The sequence below is a fragment of the Mesorhizobium sp. M1E.F.Ca.ET.063.01.1.1 genome (assembly GCF_003998155.1).
Taxonomy (GTDB): Bacteria; Pseudomonadota; Alphaproteobacteria; order Rhizobiales; family Rhizobiaceae; genus Mesorhizobium.
Genome location: NZ_RZSC01001490.1, coordinates 1 through 563, shown reverse-complemented (window position 1 = coordinate 563; position 563 = coordinate 1). Strand labels below are relative to the sequence as shown.

Genomic DNA, 563 nt, shown 5'->3' with positions numbered 1-563 from the left:
AGTATAACCTGGGTATCCCGATCACACGGTCACGTCGCCGCATTGTTCGGAGGCTATCGCCGATACATTTGCAGGGCAACAATACCGAGAGAGGCTAAGCTTACAATTTATATGTAACGCATGGTTGTTCCTTTTTATTTGATAAGTTACTGGAAGAGATGGAACAAATCTATTGCCCAACCTTTCATTGATTCTGAATGATCGATGTCGCTTGAAGGTATTTCTTCACTCATATGTCGACAGGTTTAATTATGTCGATGACGGTGCTGCTGTCTTGTGCTATGTTTCGTTCAGCCTGCTGCAAGAATTGCAGCGGTGGTGCCGGAGGCTGCCGATGCGTTACCTGAACTCCGCTCACTATATCGATGTGGTGGCCAAGACCGGTTCGATCCGCGCCGCCGCAGAATTGCTCGCCATAACCTCGACGGCGCTCAACCGGCGTATATTGGCGATGGAGGCCGAACTCGGCGTTGCGATTTTCGAGCGACTGCCTCACGGCGTGCGATTGTCCAGCGCCGGCGAACTTCTAGTGCAGCACATGCGCAACCAGTTATCCGATATGG

The 563-nt window shown here is 51.2% G+C and carries 1 protein-coding gene; it reads left to right on the top strand.

The window, feature by feature from the left end; all coding sequences use genetic code 11:
* Nucleotides 1–211 precede the first annotated feature (211 nt).
* On the top strand, nucleotides 212–563 hold a 352-nt coding region (locus EOA29_RS39400), incomplete at its 3' end, for a LysR family transcriptional regulator (RefSeq protein ID WP_245468846.1).